Origin of the sequence: Mycobacterium avium subsp. avium (genome assembly GCF_009741445.1) — a bacterium.
In the GTDB taxonomy this organism is placed as follows: domain Bacteria; phylum Actinomycetota; class Actinomycetes; order Mycobacteriales; family Mycobacteriaceae; genus Mycobacterium; species Mycobacterium avium.
In genome coordinates, this window is sequence record NZ_CP046507.1 from 4,403,736 (window position 1) to 4,418,314 (window position 14,579).

Annotated in this window: 16 protein-coding genes; 7 read left to right on the forward strand and 9 right to left on the reverse strand. The window is 72.7% G+C overall.

Translation table 11 applies throughout. The features are described from left to right. Positions 1–41 precede the first annotated feature (41 nt). A complete protein-coding gene (locus tag MAA44156_RS20635; protein WP_009979354.1) occupies positions 42–734 on the reverse strand; it encodes a M24 family metallopeptidase in 693 nt (230 codons plus the stop codon). Positions 735–765: 31 nt separating this feature from the next. On the opposite strand from MAA44156_RS20635, the gene MAA44156_RS20640 reads away from it, so the two are divergent. Genes MAA44156_RS20640 through moeA form a run of 3 tightly spaced genes read left to right on the forward strand, consistent with a single transcriptional unit; the run spans position 766 to position 3,450 of the window. Then, the gene (locus MAA44156_RS20640) at positions 766–1,260 is read left to right on the forward strand and encodes a cupin domain-containing protein (RefSeq protein ID WP_003873775.1); all 495 of its coding nucleotides are present in this window, start codon (positions 766–768) and stop codon (positions 1,258–1,260) included. A gap of 31 nt (positions 1,261–1,291) precedes the next feature. Then, the gene (locus MAA44156_RS20645; protein WP_009979355.1) at positions 1,292–2,230 is read left to right on the forward strand and encodes an SDR family NAD(P)-dependent oxidoreductase; all 939 of its coding nucleotides are present in this window, start codon (positions 1,292–1,294) and stop codon (positions 2,228–2,230) included. Positions 2,231–2,244: 14 nt separating this feature from the next. Beyond that, positions 2,245–3,450: a molybdopterin molybdotransferase MoeA gene (gene moeA, locus MAA44156_RS20650; RefSeq protein WP_009979357.1), complete on the forward strand. Its 1,206-nt coding sequence runs from the start codon at positions 2,245–2,247 to the stop codon at positions 3,448–3,450. A 6-nt stretch (positions 3,451–3,456) separates the two neighbouring features. Here moeA and MAA44156_RS20655 read toward each other — a convergent pair whose 3' ends face one another. Beyond that, positions 3,457–4,623: an MFS transporter gene (locus tag MAA44156_RS20655; protein ID WP_104123784.1), complete on the reverse strand. Its 1,167-nt coding sequence runs from the start codon at positions 4,621–4,623 to the stop codon at positions 3,457–3,459. A gap of 65 nt (positions 4,624–4,688) precedes the next feature. On the opposite strand from MAA44156_RS20655, the gene MAA44156_RS20660 reads away from it, so the two are divergent. The 3 genes from MAA44156_RS20660 to MAA44156_RS20670 are packed head-to-tail and all read left to right on the forward strand — an operon-like array spanning position 4,689 to position 8,436. Beyond that, complete coding sequence (locus MAA44156_RS20660; RefSeq protein WP_088294888.1) at positions 4,689–5,411, forward strand: phosphatidylserine decarboxylase; 723 nt, start codon at positions 4,689–4,691, stop codon at positions 5,409–5,411. Further along, on the forward strand, positions 5,408–6,271 hold the full coding sequence (gene pssA / locus MAA44156_RS20665; RefSeq protein WP_009979367.1) for a CDP-diacylglycerol--serine O-phosphatidyltransferase: 864 nt from the start codon (positions 5,408–5,410) through the stop codon (positions 6,269–6,271). The genes MAA44156_RS20660 and pssA overlap by 4 nt, the downstream gene beginning before the upstream one ends. Then, positions 6,268–8,436, forward strand: coding sequence for an AAA family ATPase (locus MAA44156_RS20670; RefSeq protein WP_009979369.1), 2,169 nt, complete (start codon positions 6,268–6,270; stop codon positions 8,434–8,436). The genes pssA and MAA44156_RS20670 overlap by 4 nt, the downstream gene beginning before the upstream one ends. On the opposite strand, the gene MAA44156_RS20675 is transcribed toward MAA44156_RS20670, so the two are convergent. After that, positions 8,410–9,006, reverse strand: coding sequence for a TetR/AcrR family transcriptional regulator (locus MAA44156_RS20675; protein WP_009979370.1), 597 nt, complete (start codon positions 9,004–9,006; stop codon positions 8,410–8,412). The genes MAA44156_RS20670 and MAA44156_RS20675 overlap by 27 nt on opposite strands. 21 nt (positions 9,007–9,027) lie before the next feature. Here MAA44156_RS20675 and MAA44156_RS20680 point away from each other — a divergent pair, with 21 nt between their 5' ends. Further along, a complete protein-coding gene (locus tag MAA44156_RS20680) occupies positions 9,028–9,810 on the forward strand; it encodes a hypothetical protein (protein ID WP_009979371.1) in 783 nt (260 codons plus the stop codon). On the opposite strand, the gene MAA44156_RS20685 is transcribed toward MAA44156_RS20680, so the two are convergent. Genes MAA44156_RS20685 through MAA44156_RS20710 form a run of 6 tightly spaced genes read right to left on the reverse strand, consistent with a single transcriptional unit; the run spans position 9,764 to position 14,575 of the window. Then, positions 9,764–10,582: an enoyl-CoA hydratase/isomerase family protein gene (locus MAA44156_RS20685; protein WP_009979372.1), complete on the reverse strand. Its 819-nt coding sequence runs from the start codon at positions 10,580–10,582 to the stop codon at positions 9,764–9,766. The genes MAA44156_RS20680 and MAA44156_RS20685 overlap by 47 nt on opposite strands. After that, the gene (locus MAA44156_RS20690; protein WP_009979373.1) at positions 10,579–11,601 is read right to left on the reverse strand and encodes an LLM class F420-dependent oxidoreductase; all 1,023 of its coding nucleotides are present in this window, start codon (positions 11,599–11,601) and stop codon (positions 10,579–10,581) included. The genes MAA44156_RS20685 and MAA44156_RS20690 overlap by 4 nt, the downstream gene beginning before the upstream one ends. A gap of 22 nt (positions 11,602–11,623) precedes the next feature. After that, complete coding sequence (locus tag MAA44156_RS20695) at positions 11,624–12,265, reverse strand: LON peptidase substrate-binding domain-containing protein (protein ID WP_009979374.1); 642 nt, start codon at positions 12,263–12,265, stop codon at positions 11,624–11,626. Further along, complete coding sequence (locus MAA44156_RS20700; protein ID WP_009979375.1) at positions 12,265–13,395, reverse strand: glutamate--cysteine ligase; 1,131 nt, start codon at positions 13,393–13,395, stop codon at positions 12,265–12,267. Before MAA44156_RS20700 ends, MAA44156_RS20695 begins: the two co-directional genes overlap by 1 nt. Beyond that, positions 13,385–14,068 carry a superoxide dismutase[Cu-Zn] gene (sodC, locus tag MAA44156_RS20705; RefSeq protein ID WP_009979378.1) on the reverse strand — a complete coding sequence of 228 codons (684 nt, stop codon included), beginning with the start codon at positions 14,066–14,068 and terminating at the stop codon, positions 13,385–13,387. Before sodC ends, MAA44156_RS20700 begins: the two co-directional genes overlap by 11 nt. 30 nt (positions 14,069–14,098) lie before the next feature. Further along, positions 14,099–14,575, reverse strand: coding sequence for a LytR C-terminal domain-containing protein (locus MAA44156_RS20710; RefSeq protein WP_003873789.1), 477 nt, complete (start codon positions 14,573–14,575; stop codon positions 14,099–14,101). Between the last annotated feature and the right edge of the window lie 4 nt (positions 14,576–14,579).

Here is a 14,579-nt window from a genome sequence, read left to right on the forward strand (position 1 = left end):
GCACTCGCCCATGCCGAGTGCAAGAACAGGTCGGGGCGCAACTAGGGCAGGTCGAGCAGCTGCTCGTAGAAGCCGCCGAAACCGCGCCGGGGGTCCACCAGATGGATCTCCAGGATCCAGTGGCAGGTGCGGCCGCGGGGATCGGTGCGGCGCATCGGCTTGTCCGATCCGGGCATGATGTACCACTCGATGCCCGGCCCGGCGATCTTCTTGTGCGCGAACTCCCCGATCAGATGCCCGGCGATGTGGCTGCCCCACTCGAAACCCTCGGCCCGCGCCACCGCGACGACGGCGTCGAACAGCTCGGCCCCGGTGACATCCGGGTGGCCGGCGAAGTAGTCCCGCCCGGCCTGCCACACCCGCGGCAGCGCATCGCGAACGGCCTTCTTGTGCGGGTCGTCGCCCAGCAGGAAGGTACGCCCGAAGTCGGCTTCCCACTCCTCGAATACCGGCCCCAGGTCGAGGAAGACGATGTCGTCGGCGGCGATCGTGCGGTCCGGCGGGCGTTCCTGGAACGGCTGCAGGGTGTTGGGGCCGGCCCGCACGATCCGCCGGTGCCAGTGCTGGCGCACCCCGAACATCGCCCCGGCCAGGTCGTGGATCTCGTCCGAGAGCTGCCGTTCGGCCACTCCCGGGCGGATCATGCCGCGCCGCTCGATCTCGTCGAACAGCTGCGCCGCCTTGTCCTGGGCGTCCAGCAGCCGCCGCACCCGCACGTCCTCGGAGGCCTCCACCTTGGCGATGCTAACTGGCAGGCTGGACCTCATGTCCCTCGTCGTGCCGCCCTACCCGCCCGCCCGCTACACGAAAGACCAGCCGGAGACCAGCGCCTGGCTCAAGCGGGCCGACGAACCGCCGGACTACCAGACCGCCGGCGTCAAGTACCACTACCTGGCCAACCAGCACGACACCGCCGGCGACTACGGGTTGTACCGGGTCGACATCGCCCCGGCCGGCGGCGGGCCCGGGCCGCATTTCCACCGCGCCATGTCCGAGGCGTTCTTCGTGCTCTCCGGGACGATGAAGCTCTACGACGGCACCGAGTGGACCGACGGGCACCAGGGCGACTTCCTTTACGTCCCGCCCGGCGGGGTGCACGGCTTCCGCAACGAGGCCGACGACCCCGCGTCGATCCTGATGTTGTTCGCGCCCGGCGCGCCGCGCGAGGCCTACTTCGAAGGCTTCGCCGCGCTGGCCGACATGACCGACGAGGAACGCCGGGAATGGTTCGCCCGGCACGACAACTTCTGGGTTCAATAGCGCGTCCCGGTCGATGAGTATGTTGTGGGCCATGGCTCCCCACGACAAACAGCACCGCGACTGGTCGGAGGCCGACGTCGGTGATCAGAGCGGCCGCGTCGTCGTCATCACCGGCGCCAACACCGGCATCGGCTACGAGACGGCCGCCGTGCTGGCCCACCGCGGCGCCCACGTCGTGCTCGCGGTCCGCGACCTGGAGAAGGGCAACGCGGCGCTGTCGCGGATCGTGGCCGCCAGCCCGAACGCCGACGTCACGCTGCAGCAGCTGGACCTGGCCTCGCTGGCCTCGGTGCGTTCTGCCGCCGAGGCGCTGCGCGCGGCCTACCCGCGCATCGACCTGCTGATCAACAACGCCGGCGTGATGTGGACGCCCAAGCAGGTCACCGAGGACGGTTTCGAATTGCAGTTCGGCACCAACCATCTGGGGCACTTCGCGCTGACCGGGTTGCTGCTCGATCACCTGCTGGGAGTGCGGGATTCGCGGGTGGTGACGGTCAGCAGCCTCGGCCACCGGCTGCGCGCCGCCATCCACTTCGACGACCTGCACTGGGAGCGCCGCTACGACCGGGTCGCCGCCTACGGCCAGTCCAAGCTGGCCAACCTGCTGTTCACCTACGAGCTGCAGCGCCGGCTGGCGGCCGCCCCGGACGCGAAGACCATCGCGGTCGCCGCGCACCCCGGCGGCTCCAACACCGAGCTGGCCCGCCACCTGCCCGGAATCTTCCGGCCGGTGCAGGCGGTGCTGGGGCCGGTGCTGTTCCAGAGCCCGGCGATGGGCGCGCTGCCGACGCTGCGGGCCGCCACCGATCCGGCCGTGCAGGGCGCGCAGTACTACGGCCCGGACGGCTTCCTCGAACAGCGCGGGCGCCCGAAGCTGGTCGAGTCCAGCGCCCAGTCGCACGACGAGCAGCTGCAGCGCCGGCTGTGGGCCGTGTCCGAAGAACTCACCGGCGTCCACTTCCCGGTCTGACCTCCATGGCCGCGATGCGCTCCGTCGCCGAACACCAGCGGGTGGTGGCCGGGCTGATCCGCGCCCGGCCGCCGGTCGCGGTGCCGCTGGCGCAGGCCCAGGGCCTGGTGCTGGCCGAGGACGTGGTGGCGGGGCTGGCGCTGCCGGTGTTCGACAACTCCGCGATGGACGGCTACGCGGTGCGCGCCGAGGACACCGCGGGCGCCACCCCCGAGCGGCCGGTCGTGCTGCCGGTCGCCGAGGACATTCCGGCCGGGCGCACCGACGAGCTGACGCTGCAGCCGGGCACCGCGCACCGGATCATGACGGGCGCGCCGGTGCCGGCCGGGGCGACGGCCGTCGTGCCGGTGGAGGACACCGACGGCGGCGTGGACGTGGTGTCGATTCGGGCGTCGCGCGAACCCGGCAAGCACATCCGCCGCGCCGGTGAGGACGTCTCCCCCGGCACCACCGTGTTGCGCCGCGGGCAGGTGGTGACGCCGGCGGTGCTCGGGCTGGCCGCGGCGCTGGGCATCGCCGAGCTGTCGGTGATCCCGCGGCAGCGGGTGCTGGTCATCTCGACGGGATCGGAGCTGGTGGCCCCGGGCGCCGCGCTGCGGCCGGGGCAGATCTACGAGTCCAACTCGATCATGCTGGCCGGGGCCGTGCGCGACGCCGGCGCGGAGCTGGTGGCCGTCGCGACCGCCGAGGACGAGGTGGCACAGTTCAGTTCGATCATCGACCGGTATGCGGCCGGCACCGACCTGATCATCACCAGCGGCGGCGTCAGCGCCGGCGCCTACGAGGTGGTCAAGGACGCCTTCGGGCGCGAGGGCGATCAGGGCGTGGAGTTCGTCAAGGTGGCCATGCAGCCGGGCATGCCGCAGGGCGTGGGACGGGTGGCCGGGGCGACCATCGTCACGCTGCCCGGCAATCCGGTCAGCGCGCTGGTGTCCTTCGAGGTGTTCATCCGCCCGGCGCTGCGCGCCGCGATGGGCCTGCCCGATCCCGAACGCCCGCACCGGTCGGCGGTGCTCGCCGAGTCGCTCACCTCGCCGCGCGGCAAACGCCAATTCCGGCGCGCGGTGCTGGACGACGACGCCGGCACCGTCGTCAGCTACGGCCCGCCGGCCTCGCATCACCTGCGCTGGCTGGCGTCGGCGAACGGGCTGCTGGACATCCCCGAAGACGTCGTCGAGGTGCCCGAGGGGACCACCCTCGAGGTGTGGGATCTGCGCTAGCCCGATTCAGCCGGCGGGCGCTCGATGGAATTCGTCGGCGGTGTCGAAGGCCGGCGTGTAGCGGATGGCGACGGCGACGATCGTCATCATCACCGGGATGGTGACCAGCGCCCCGGACAGGCCCACCCACTCGGACAGGTGGCCGATCAGCGGCGGGCCGAGCAGATAGCCCAGCCAGCCGGTGGCGGCCACGATCGCGATCGCCGATCCGGCGCCGCGGGCGCCGTAGGCCGCGCTGAACGCGGTGGGCACCAGCAGCGCGACGCCGACGCCCAGCGCGGCGAACCCGAGCACCCCGGCGGCCGCGTCGGCGGTCGCCAGCGCCACGCTCATGCCCGCCACGGCCAGCACCGCCAGCGCCGGCAGCAACCGGCGGCTGGGCAGCCGCGCGTGCAGCCGGGCGGCGCCGAACCGGGTGACGACCATGGTCAGGGTGTAGGCCGCGTAGCTCGCCGCGGCCACGCTCGGGCCGGCGCCGACGACGTCGCGCAGGTAGGTGGCCGACCAGTCGGTGGCCGCTCCCTCGCACAGGAACGACGCGAACGACACGGCCGCCAGGATCGCCACCGCCGGCGTCACCCGCCGGCCCGCGGCCGGTTCCGGCGGCGCGGCCACGGAATCGGCCGCGTCCGGCAGCAGGCGTCGGGTCAGCGCCGCCACCACGAGGAGCACGACCGCCCCGAGCACCGTCAGCTGAGCGGTCAGGCCGATGCCGGCGCCGACGCAGGCCGCCCCGATCAGCGCCCCGAGCAGGGTGCCCAGGCTCCACATCCCGTGAAAGCGCGCCATCATCGGCGCCCCGGCGCGCCGTTCGACCGTGCCGGCCTGGGTGTTCATCGCGACGTCCAGCGCGCCCTGGAACATCCCCCACAACGCCAGCGCCGCGAACAGCGCCGGCCCGGACCGGGCCAGCCCCACCGTCGTCCCGGCCGCCGCGTAGCCGGCGACGGTGACCGGGATCAGCCGGTGGCTCCCCCAGCGCGGCAGCGCCCAGTGGCCGGCCAGCGTGGCCAGCACCGAGCCCAGCGGAGCGCCGAACAACGCCGTGCCCAGCGCGGCGTCGTCCAGGCCGAGTCCGGCTTTGACCTGCGGAATGTGGGCGGCCCACGACGCGAACAGCAGGCCGTGAGCAACGAACACCGCGGTGACACCGCGTTTGGCCCGACTCAGCATCTCGACGGTGAACGTTCCCTTCGCGGGCGGCGACGAATCCGTCACCGGCTCCGTAAGATGGCCGCGTGGCACGACGCCCCCGCACCATCGGCCCCTCGGCTTCCGACCCCGGTTTCAGCCCCCAGCATGCGCTGGAGTTGGTGCGCTCCGCCATCCCGCCGGTGCATCCGGCCGGCCGGCCGTTCGTCGGCGCCGGGCTGGCGCTGGCGCTGGCCGGGCGCCGGCACCGCTGGCTGCGCCGGGCGGGCCTGCTGGCGGCGGGGGCGTGCGCGGGATTCTTCCGGCACCCGCCCCGGGTGCCGCCGGCCCGGCCCGGCGCGATCGTCGCGCCCGCCGACGGCGAGATCTGCGTGATCGACGTCGCCACCCCGCCCGCCGAATTGAGCATGGGCGACGTGGCGCTGCCGCGGGTCAGCATTTTCCTGTCGCTGCTGGACGCCCACGTGCAGCGGGCCCCGGTCAGCGGCGAGGTGATCGACGTGCAGCACCGGCCGGGCCGGTTCGGGTCGGCCGACCTGGCGGCCGCGAGCACCGAGAACGAACGCACCAGCCTGCGCATCCGCACCCCCGGCGGCGCGGAGGTGGTCGCGGTCCAGGTCGCCGGGCTGCTGGCGCGGCGCATCATCTGCGACGCGCACGTCGGCGACAAGCTGTCGATCGGCGACACCTACGGCCTGATCCGCTTCGGCTCCCGGCTGGACACCTACCTGCCGGCGGGCGCACAGCCGCTGGTGACCGTCGGCCAACGCGCCATCGCCGGCGAGACCGTGCTGGCCGAGCTGCCATGATCAGCAAGCCGCGCGGCCGCCGGGCAGTCAATCTGCAGATCCTGCCCAGCGCGATGACGGTGCTCTCGGTGTGCGCGGGGCTGACCTCGATCCGGTTCGCCCTCGAGCACCAGCCCAAGGCCGCGATGGCGCTGATCGCGGCGGCCGCGATCCTGGACGGGCTGGACGGCCGGGTGGCGCGGATCCTGGACGCTCAGTCCCGGATGGGCGAGGAGATCGACTCGCTGGCCGACGCGGTGAACTTCGGGGTGACCCCGGCGATCGTGCTCTACGTGACGCTGCTGACCACGTCGCCGGCCGGGTGGGTGGCGATCCTGCTCTACGCGGTGTGCGTGGTGTTGCGGCTGGCCCGGTTCAACGCGCTGCTGGACGACGGCAGCCAGCCCGCCTACACCCACGAGTTCTTCATCGGCATGCCGGCGCCGGCCGGCGCGGTGTCGATGATCGGCCTGATCGGACTCAAGCTGCAGTTCGGCGACGGCTGGTGGACGTCCCCGCTGTTTTTGTGCATCTGGATCACCGGGACGTCGATCCTGATGGTCAGCAAGATCCCGATGCGCAAGATGCACGCGGTGGCGGTGCCGCCGAGTTGGGCGGCGCCGCTGCTGGCGGTGCTGGCGATCTGCGCGGCGGCGGCGGTGCTGGCGCCCTACGTGCTGATCTGGGTGATCATCGTCGCCTACCTGTGCCACGTGCCGTTCGCGGTGCGCAACCAGCGCTGGCTGGCCGCGCACCCCGAGGCGTGGGACGAGGCGCCCAAGCAGCGCCGCGCCGCCCGGCGGGCGATCCGCCGGGCACAGCCCAACCGCCGGTCGGTGACGCGGCTGGGCCTGCGCAAGCCGGGCAGGCGCGTGCCGTGACCGGTTCCGGCTCGGCGCGTCAACTCACGCTGACCGCCCGGCTGAACACCTCGGCCGTCGACTCCCGTCGCGGCGTCGTCCGCCTGCACGCGAGTGCCGTTGCGGCCCTTGGCATTCGGGAGTGGGACGCGGTGTCGCTGATCGGTTCGCGCACCACCGCGGCGGTGGCCGGCCTGGCCGGCCCCGAAATACCCTCCGGCACCGTGTTGCTCGACGACGTGACGCTGTCCAACGCCGGCCTGCGCGACGGGACCGCCGTGGTGGTCAGCCCGGTCACCGTGTACGGCGCGCGGTCGGTGACCCTGTCCGGCTCGCCGCTGACCACCCGGTCGGTGTCACCGGTCACGCTGCGTCAGGCGCTGCTGGGCAAGGTGCTCACCGTCGGCGACGCGGTGTCGCTGCTGCCCCGCGACCTCGGGCCCGGCACCTCGACGTCCGAGGCGACCCGCGCGCTGGCCGCCGCGGTGGGCATCAGCTGGACCTCCGAGCTGCTGACCGTCACCGGCGTCGACCCGGACGGGCCGGTCAGCGTGCAACCCAACTCGCTGGTCGGCTGGGGCGCCGGGGCGGCGCCCGCGGCGGCGTCGCGGGTCTCGGTCGAGGTGGCCCGCCCGCAGACGGTGGTCGAGGAGCTCAAGGGCTGCCAGCCGCAGGCCGCCAAGCTGGTCGAATGGCTCAAGCTCGCGCTGGACGAGCCGCACCTGCTCAAGACCCTGGGCGCGGCCACCTTCCTGGGCGTGCTGGTGACCGGCCCGGCCGGGGTGGGCAAGGTGACGCTGGTGCGCGCGGTGTGCGGGGATCGCCGGCTGGTCACGCTGGACGGCCCGGAGGTCGGCGCGCTGGGCGCCGACGACCGGCTCAAGGCGGTGGCCTCGGCCGTGCAGACGGTCCGCGACGGCGGCGGCGTGCTGCTGATCACCGACGTCGACGCCCTGCTGCCGGCCACCGCCGAGCCGGTGGCCTCGTTGATCCTCGCCGAGCTGCGCGGCGCGGTGGCCAGCGAGGGTGTCGCCCTGATCGCCACCTCGGCGCGCCCCGACCAGCTCGACGCCAGGCTGCGCGCGCCGGACCTGTGCGACCGGGAGCTGAGCCTGCCGCTGCCCGACGCCGCCACCCGCAAGGCCCTGCTGGAGTCGCTGCTGCGCAACGTGCCCACCGATGGCCTCGATTTGGATGAAATTGCTTCTTGCACACCGGGTTTCGTCGTCGCCGACCTGGCCGCGCTGATCCGCGAGGCGGCGCTGCGGGCGGCGTCGCGGGCCAGCTCCGACGGCCGTCCCCCCGCGCTGCACCAGGAGGACCTCACCGGCGCGCTGAGCGTGATCAGGCCGCTGTCCCGCTCGGCCGCCGAAGAGGTCAGCGTCGGGGACATCACCCTCGACGACGTCGGTGACATGGCGCAGGCCCGGCAGGCGCTCACCGAGGCGGTGTTGTGGCCGCTGCAGCATCCGGACACGTTCGCCCGGCTGGGTGTGCGGCCGCCGCGCGGGGTGCTGCTGTACGGGCCGCCCGGCTGCGGCAAGACCTTCGTGGTGCGCGCGCTGGCCAGCACCGGCCAGCTGTCGGTGCACGCCGTCAAGGGCTCCGAGCTGATGGACAAGTGGGTGGGCAGCTCGGAAAAGGCGGTGCGCGAACTGTTTCGGCGGGCCCGCGATTCGGCGCCCGCGCTGATCTTTCTCGACGAGGTGGACGCGCTGGCCCCGCGGCGCGGGCAGAGCTTCGACTCCGGGGTGACCGACCGGGTGGTGGCCGCGCTGCTGACCGAGCTGGACGGCGTCGACCCGCTGCGCGACGTCGTGGTGCTGGGCGCCACCAACCGGCCCGACCTCATCGACCCCGCGCTGCTGCGGCCGGGCCGGCTGGAGCGGCTGGTGTTCGTGGAGCCGCCCGACGCCGCGGCGCGGCGCGAAATCCTGCGCACCGCGGGCAAATCGATTCCGCTGAGCGCTGACGTCGACCTCGACGAGCTGGCCGCCGGCCTGGACGGCTACAGCGCCGCCGACTGCGTGGCGCTGCTGCGCGAGGCCGCGCTGACGGCCATGCGCCGGTCCATCGACGCCACCGACGTGACGGCCGCCGACCTCGCCGCGGCTCGCGAAAACGTCCGTCCCTCTTTGGATCCCGCGCAGGTCGCGTCGCTACGGGCGTTCGCCGAAGCTCCGTAGCACGGCCCGGGCCGACGCGGCCACGTCGGTTTCCAGCCAGGACGGCATCGGGTCGTCGTGCGCGTGACGGCGCACCACGGCATACGGCAGGTCGGCGACGGCGCGGGCGACGGCGTCGACCGATCGCGGCCGGGCGTTCCCGTACAGGTGCCGGGCCAACTGCGCCAGCCGCTGGGTCAGCGGGGCGTTCATCGCGGCCAGCGTCTGCCGGAACGCCGCATCGGGCTCGCCGTCGAGCAGGTCGCCCGGGCGGATCGTCAGCAGCAGCCGGGCGTCGTCGGGCAGGGCGCGGGCGAAGCCGACCGCGGCCACGGCCATCGCCACCGCGGTGTCCTCCGGGGTGTCGCCGTCGGCGGCCAGCGCCCGGGCCTGGAAGCGTTCCAGCGCCCGCAGCCACGCCGCGGTCAGGATGCCGTCGCGGTTGCCGAACCGGTGATACAGCGTGCCCGCCGGCGCGCCACTGGCTGTCGCGATCGCTGCCACGCTGGCCGTGCGCGGCCCGCCGTCGAGCACCAGAGCCCGGGCGGCGTCGAGGATCACATCGGTTTCATGCTTCCGCGGAGGCGCCATGATCTAGTACATTCCTTCTATATGGAACGATTACCCTATATCGATGAGCATGCCATAACCATCGAGGCCAACCGCGACGACACGTGGGCGGCGCTGCTGCGGGTGCTGTGCCGCGACCCGCGCGACCCGTCGACCGTGCCGCTGGGCTTCGCCCTGGACGAGGCCCGGCCGCCGGTGCGGTTCGCGCTGAAGGGCCGCCACCCGTTCGCGGTGTACCGGTGGGTGTTCGAGCTGGACGCGCTCGACGGCCCGGCACGCACCCGGCTGCGGGCGGCCACCTGGGCGGCCTTCCCGGGGGTGCACGGCAAGGCCTACCGGGCGCTGGTCATCGGCACCGGCGGGCACCGCATCGTCGTTCGGCGCACGCTGAACCGTGTCGCCCGGGCCGCCGCGCGGGCCGACTACACCGACGTGTTCGAAGCACCTCTGCCCCAAGGGGATTCGCGCAGCGCCGAGGAGACCTTTCGCGACGCGGTGGGGCGTCCGGGCGCGGGCGGCGACGCGGTGCGCTGGGTGCACCGGCACGTGCTGCGGCTGGGCGGGTGGACGATCGTCCGTTCGGCTCGCGACGAAGTCGTGCTCGCCGCGCGCGGGCCGCTGCTGTGCGGCGAGCTGACCTTGCGCCGTCACGACGATCGGCGCGCCGCCCTGACCACGCGGGTGCGCTACCGCCGCCCGATCGCCGCCCGGGCGGTGTGGGCACTGGTCGGTCCGCTGCATCGCCGGGCGGCGCCGCGGCTGATGCGGCGCGCCGCCGTCATGGCTCCGGCAGCGGCTCCCACTCCGACGACAGCCGCGCGGTGAAGCGCGGCGCCCGGTGCTCGCGGAACGCGGCGACGCCCTCGGCGGCGTCGGCGCCTCCCATCACCCGTTCGTGCAGCAGGGTTTCCAGCGCGGCGACCTGTCGCGGTGGGTAGCGATTGATCGCGCTGTCCCACAGCAGGCGTTTGCACAGCGCCGCCGACATCGGCGCCACGTTGACGGCGATGTCGCGGGCCAGCGCCATCGCCTCGTCGAGCACCCGATCGGCGGGCAGCGCGCGGTTGGCGACGCCGAGCGCGGCCGCCTCGGCGCCGCCGAACATCCGCCCGGTGAGCAGCAGCTCGGCGGCCACCCCCAGGTTGGTCAACTGGGGTAGCGTCCAGTGCGCCATGCAGTCGGGTAGCACACCCCGGCGCACCTGCACCACACCGTATTTGGCGTCCGCGGCGACGATGCGGATGTCGGCCTGCAACGCGATGGTCAGGCCGATCCCGACGGCGTGGCCGTTGACCGCGGCGATCACCGGTTTGCGCAACTCGAACGCCGCCGGGGTGATCGGTGAGGCGGTGAAGGCGCCGTCGCCGGCCGGGGCGTCGAACGGGCTTGCGCCGCCGGAGAAGTCGGCCCCGGCGCAAAAGGCGCGCCCGGCGCCGGTCAGCACGATGACCCGGACGTCGTCGTCCTCGTCGCACTCGCGGTAGGCGCGGCTCAGCAGCTCGCCCATCGCGGCGGTGTAGGCGTTCAGCCGCTCGGGCCGGTTGAGCGTGAGAACCGCGACGCCCGAGTCGATTTCGACGGTCAGGTCGGCGGTCACGGCAGCGCCGGCACCCGGTGCAGGGCGCCGATCAGGTCGGCGACGTCCGCGGGGCGGGGGGTGTAGCCCGGAAAGTAACAGCACACCTCGTCGGCGTGCTCGCCGAACCGGGCGGCGATCTGCTCGGCACACTGCTCGGGTGTTCCCACGATCCCGATCCGGGCCACCAGCTCGTCGGTGATCAGCCCGCGCATCTGCGCGAAGCGGCCCTGCTTGGACAGCGCGTTGAGCTCGGGCTGGATGCCGTCCCAACCCTCGACCTGCAGCACCGGCAGGTAGGCCGGCGTGGAGCCGTAAAAGGCGATGAGGGAGGCCACCCCGTCGATCGCCGTCGCCAGGTCGGCCTCGTCGCGGCCGACGGCCACCATGGCCTGGGCGATGATCGGGAACTCGGTCAAGGTCCGCCCCGAACGGCGCAGCCCCTCACCGATGGCGGGCAGGGTGCGCTCGGCGAAGTGGCGGGCGCTGTTGAACGGCATCACCAGCAGCCCGTCGGCGACCTCGGCGGCGGTGCGGGTCATGACCGGACCCAGCGCGCCCAGCAGCACCGGCGGCGCCCCGTACGGGTTGGGGCCGGGATCGAAGGTGGGCGCCATGATGGTGTGCGTGTAGAACTCACCGCGAAAATCCAGGCGGGCCCGGCCTTCCCACGCGGCGAAGATCGCCTTGATCGCCGAGATGGCCTCGGCCATCCGCGCCGCGGGCGGCTCCCACCTACTGCCGTAACGCTTTTCGACGTGCACCTTGATCTGCGAGCCCAACCCCAGCCGGAACCGGCCGCCGCTGTAGAGCTGCAGGTCGTAGGCCGCGTAGGCCAGGTGCATCGGACTGCGCGGCGGGGCGATCGCCACGTTGGTCATCAGCTCGCACCCGGTGGCCTCGGCGGCGATCAGCAGCGGGAAGAAGACGTCGTGCTGGCCCTCGAAGGTGAACAGGCCGTCGGCGCCGGTCGCGGCGATCTCGGCGGCACTTGCCGCCGCCCGCACCGGCGAACCGTCGACCTGCAGCTGAACCTTCATCGTAAGCTCCTGTCGCACAGCGCTATTCGGATAGCTGGAACTCGACCACTTCGGTCACCGCGTCCACGGCCTCGCGCAGCGCGGCCAGGCGCTCGGCGGCCGACGGCGCGCAGAGCACCGTGTAGCGGTCGGCCGTGCCGATCGGGATGCGGGAGGCCAGCTCGTAGAGGCGTTGCCCGACCGGGCGTTCCGGATCGTGGCGGCCCAGTAGCACGTCGCGCCCGGGCAGGGTGATGCCGCGCGCCTGCGCGATCCGCTCGAACAGCGCCACCGCGCGGTCTTCCACGCCGAGCAGCTGCTCCGGCGTCACCACGGCGCCGGGCTCGTCGGGCCACGGCATCACCGTTGCCCGGGGATAGGGGTCGTCGGGCAGCCACTCGGACACCCGAATGCGTTGCCCAGTGCGGCAATTCAGCAAGTACCGGCCGGCGCCCTGGTCGACGCAGTCGACGATCCGGGACAGCACCCCCACGTCGCAGCGCGCGTCACCGCCGCCCACCTCGCGGCCGCGGGCGATCAGCACCACCCCGAACTGCTCGCCGGTGTCCAGGCAGTGCCGCACCAGCGCGCCGTAGCGGGGCTCGAAGATCCGCAACGGCAGGTCCTGGTCGGGCAGCAGCGCCGACTCCAGCGGAAACATCGGCAGCGCAACAGGTTCGGTCATCAGATCTCCAGCTCGGCCACCAGCGCGTCGACGACCGCGCGCAGGTCGCCGTTGTGTTCCTCGGCCACCCGGCGCTGACGCTGGTATGACGCGCCGTGGCGGGGGATGTCGGCCACCGCGGCCAGCTCGTCGGCGCACTGCAGCTTGCGGGCGACCGGCTCCAGCCGGTTGAGCACGTCGTCGAGGTCCTCGGTGACCAGGCGTTCGTTGCTGTCGGCGTCCAGGATGATCACCGCGTCCAGGCCGTAGCGGGCGGCGCGCCACTTGTTCTCCTGGTGATGCCAGGGCGGCATGGTCGGCAACGACTCGTCGGCCTCCAGCCTGCGATCCAGGTCGACCACCAGGCAGTGCGTCAGCGCCACCAGCGCGGCCAGCTCGTGCAGGTTGGACACGCCGTCGCAGATCCGCATCTCCAGCGTGCCCAGGTGCGGGGAAGGCCTGATGTCCCAACGGACTTCGTCGACGTGGTCGATGATGCCGGTCTTCTTCTGGTCGTAGACGAAGCCCTCGAACTCCGCCCAGGTCTGGAACTGGAACGGCAGCCCGGCGGTGGGCAGCTGCTGGAACATCATCGCCCGGTTGCTGGCGTAGCCCGTGTCCACCCCGGTCCACCACGGCGAGGACGCCGACAGCGCCAGCAGGTGCGGGTAGTAGTTCAGCAGCGACGTCATGATCGGCATCACCTTGTTCGGCGAGGAGATCCCGACGTGCACGTGCACCCCCCAGATCAGCATCTGCCGTCCCCACCACTGGGTGCGCTTGATCAGCTCGGCGTAGCGCGGGGCGTCGGTGAGCTTCTGGGTCGTCCACTGCGCGAACGGATGTGCGCCGGCGCAGAACAGTTCCATGCCGCGGTCCCGCACGATCCGGCGCGCGGGCCCCAGGGTCTGCCGCAGATCCTCCATCGCCTCGGGCACGGTCCGGCAGATGCCGCTGACCACCTCGACGGTGTTGCGCAGCAATTCCTTGTGCACGCGCGGGTTTTCGCCGATCTCGGCGATCACCGCGGTGGCCTCGTTGCTCAGGTCGCGGGTCTGCGCGTCGACGAGCGCGAACTCCCACTCCACCCCGATGGTCGGCCGCGGCGAGCGGGCGAAATCGATGTGCGCGTCGCCCCGTCTAGCCGGCACCGATGACACCGCACGCCACCCGCTTGCCGGCGTCACCGGTGCTCATCGTCATCTCGTCGGGGCCCGGTGTTCCGTTGGTCTGGTTGTAGCGCTCCGCCGGGATGTTGGCGAAGTTGTCCGCGCCGGCGTGGATGATGATCGCCGTCTTCTGCCCGCCGAGCAGATCCTCCATGGTGAAGGCGTCGGTGGTGGTCACCAGCGTCCCGGAGCCGTCCTTGCGCACCTGCAGCGAGGTCAGGTCGCCGCTGGCGGGTTCGCCGGTGTGCCCGGGCGCCTGGAAATGCCCTCCGGCGGACAGGAAGTCCCCCGGGGCGCCGCCGGTCGGGGCGACCGAGCTGGGTTCGCACTTGCCGACCTTGTGGATGTGCACCCCGTGGAAGCCGGGCGTGAGCACGCCGTTGGCCGTCGTCTCGATGGTGACGGTGGCGTAGCCGTTGCTGAACTCGAACTTCGCGGTCGCGACCTGGGTGCCGTCCGGCGCCTTGAGGTGGGTGGTGATGCTGGGCGCCGCGGCCGGCGCGGCCTCGGCTGCGCCCGCGCCCGACGGCGACGGCGATCCGGTCCACACCGCGGGGGTGGTACCCGGCAGCGACGACGCGTGCTGGGGCGACGAACAGGCGCCCAGCGCCACGACGCAACCGGCCAGAACCACGGGAGGCAGCAGCTTGGGCATAGCCAGCAGCCTAACGCTTCGCCGGCCCGCTCAGCCCGCGACGAGGACGATGACACCCGGGGGTTGGCCGCTCAGCGCGGGGATGCGCGGCTCGACCGGCGCGCCCAGGTTTTTGCCCACCGCGTCGGCGGTGGCGTGCTCGTCGTCGGCGTCGGTGTAGTAGACCGTGGTGGCCGAGACGTCGGGCACGGCCAGGTTGTCGACCTTGGTGACCTTGAACCCGGCGGACGTCAGCTGATCCTTGGTGCGCGCCGCCACGCCCTCTTTCGAGGAGATGTTGTACACCTGCACCTCGGCCTGGTTGGCCGCCGGCTTGTTAGTCGGCGAGGCGGACGCCGAACTGGTGGCCGTCGAGCTGGACACCGGCGACGCCGAATCGTCCTCGGAGTTCCCGGACGAACCCAGCGCCTGCCACCCGAGCAGCAGGAAGATGACGCCGAGGAACAACAGCACCATCACCATGGCCCGCAAAGGCAGTCCAGTGGAGTCGGGAACTCGTTCTTTCATCGAG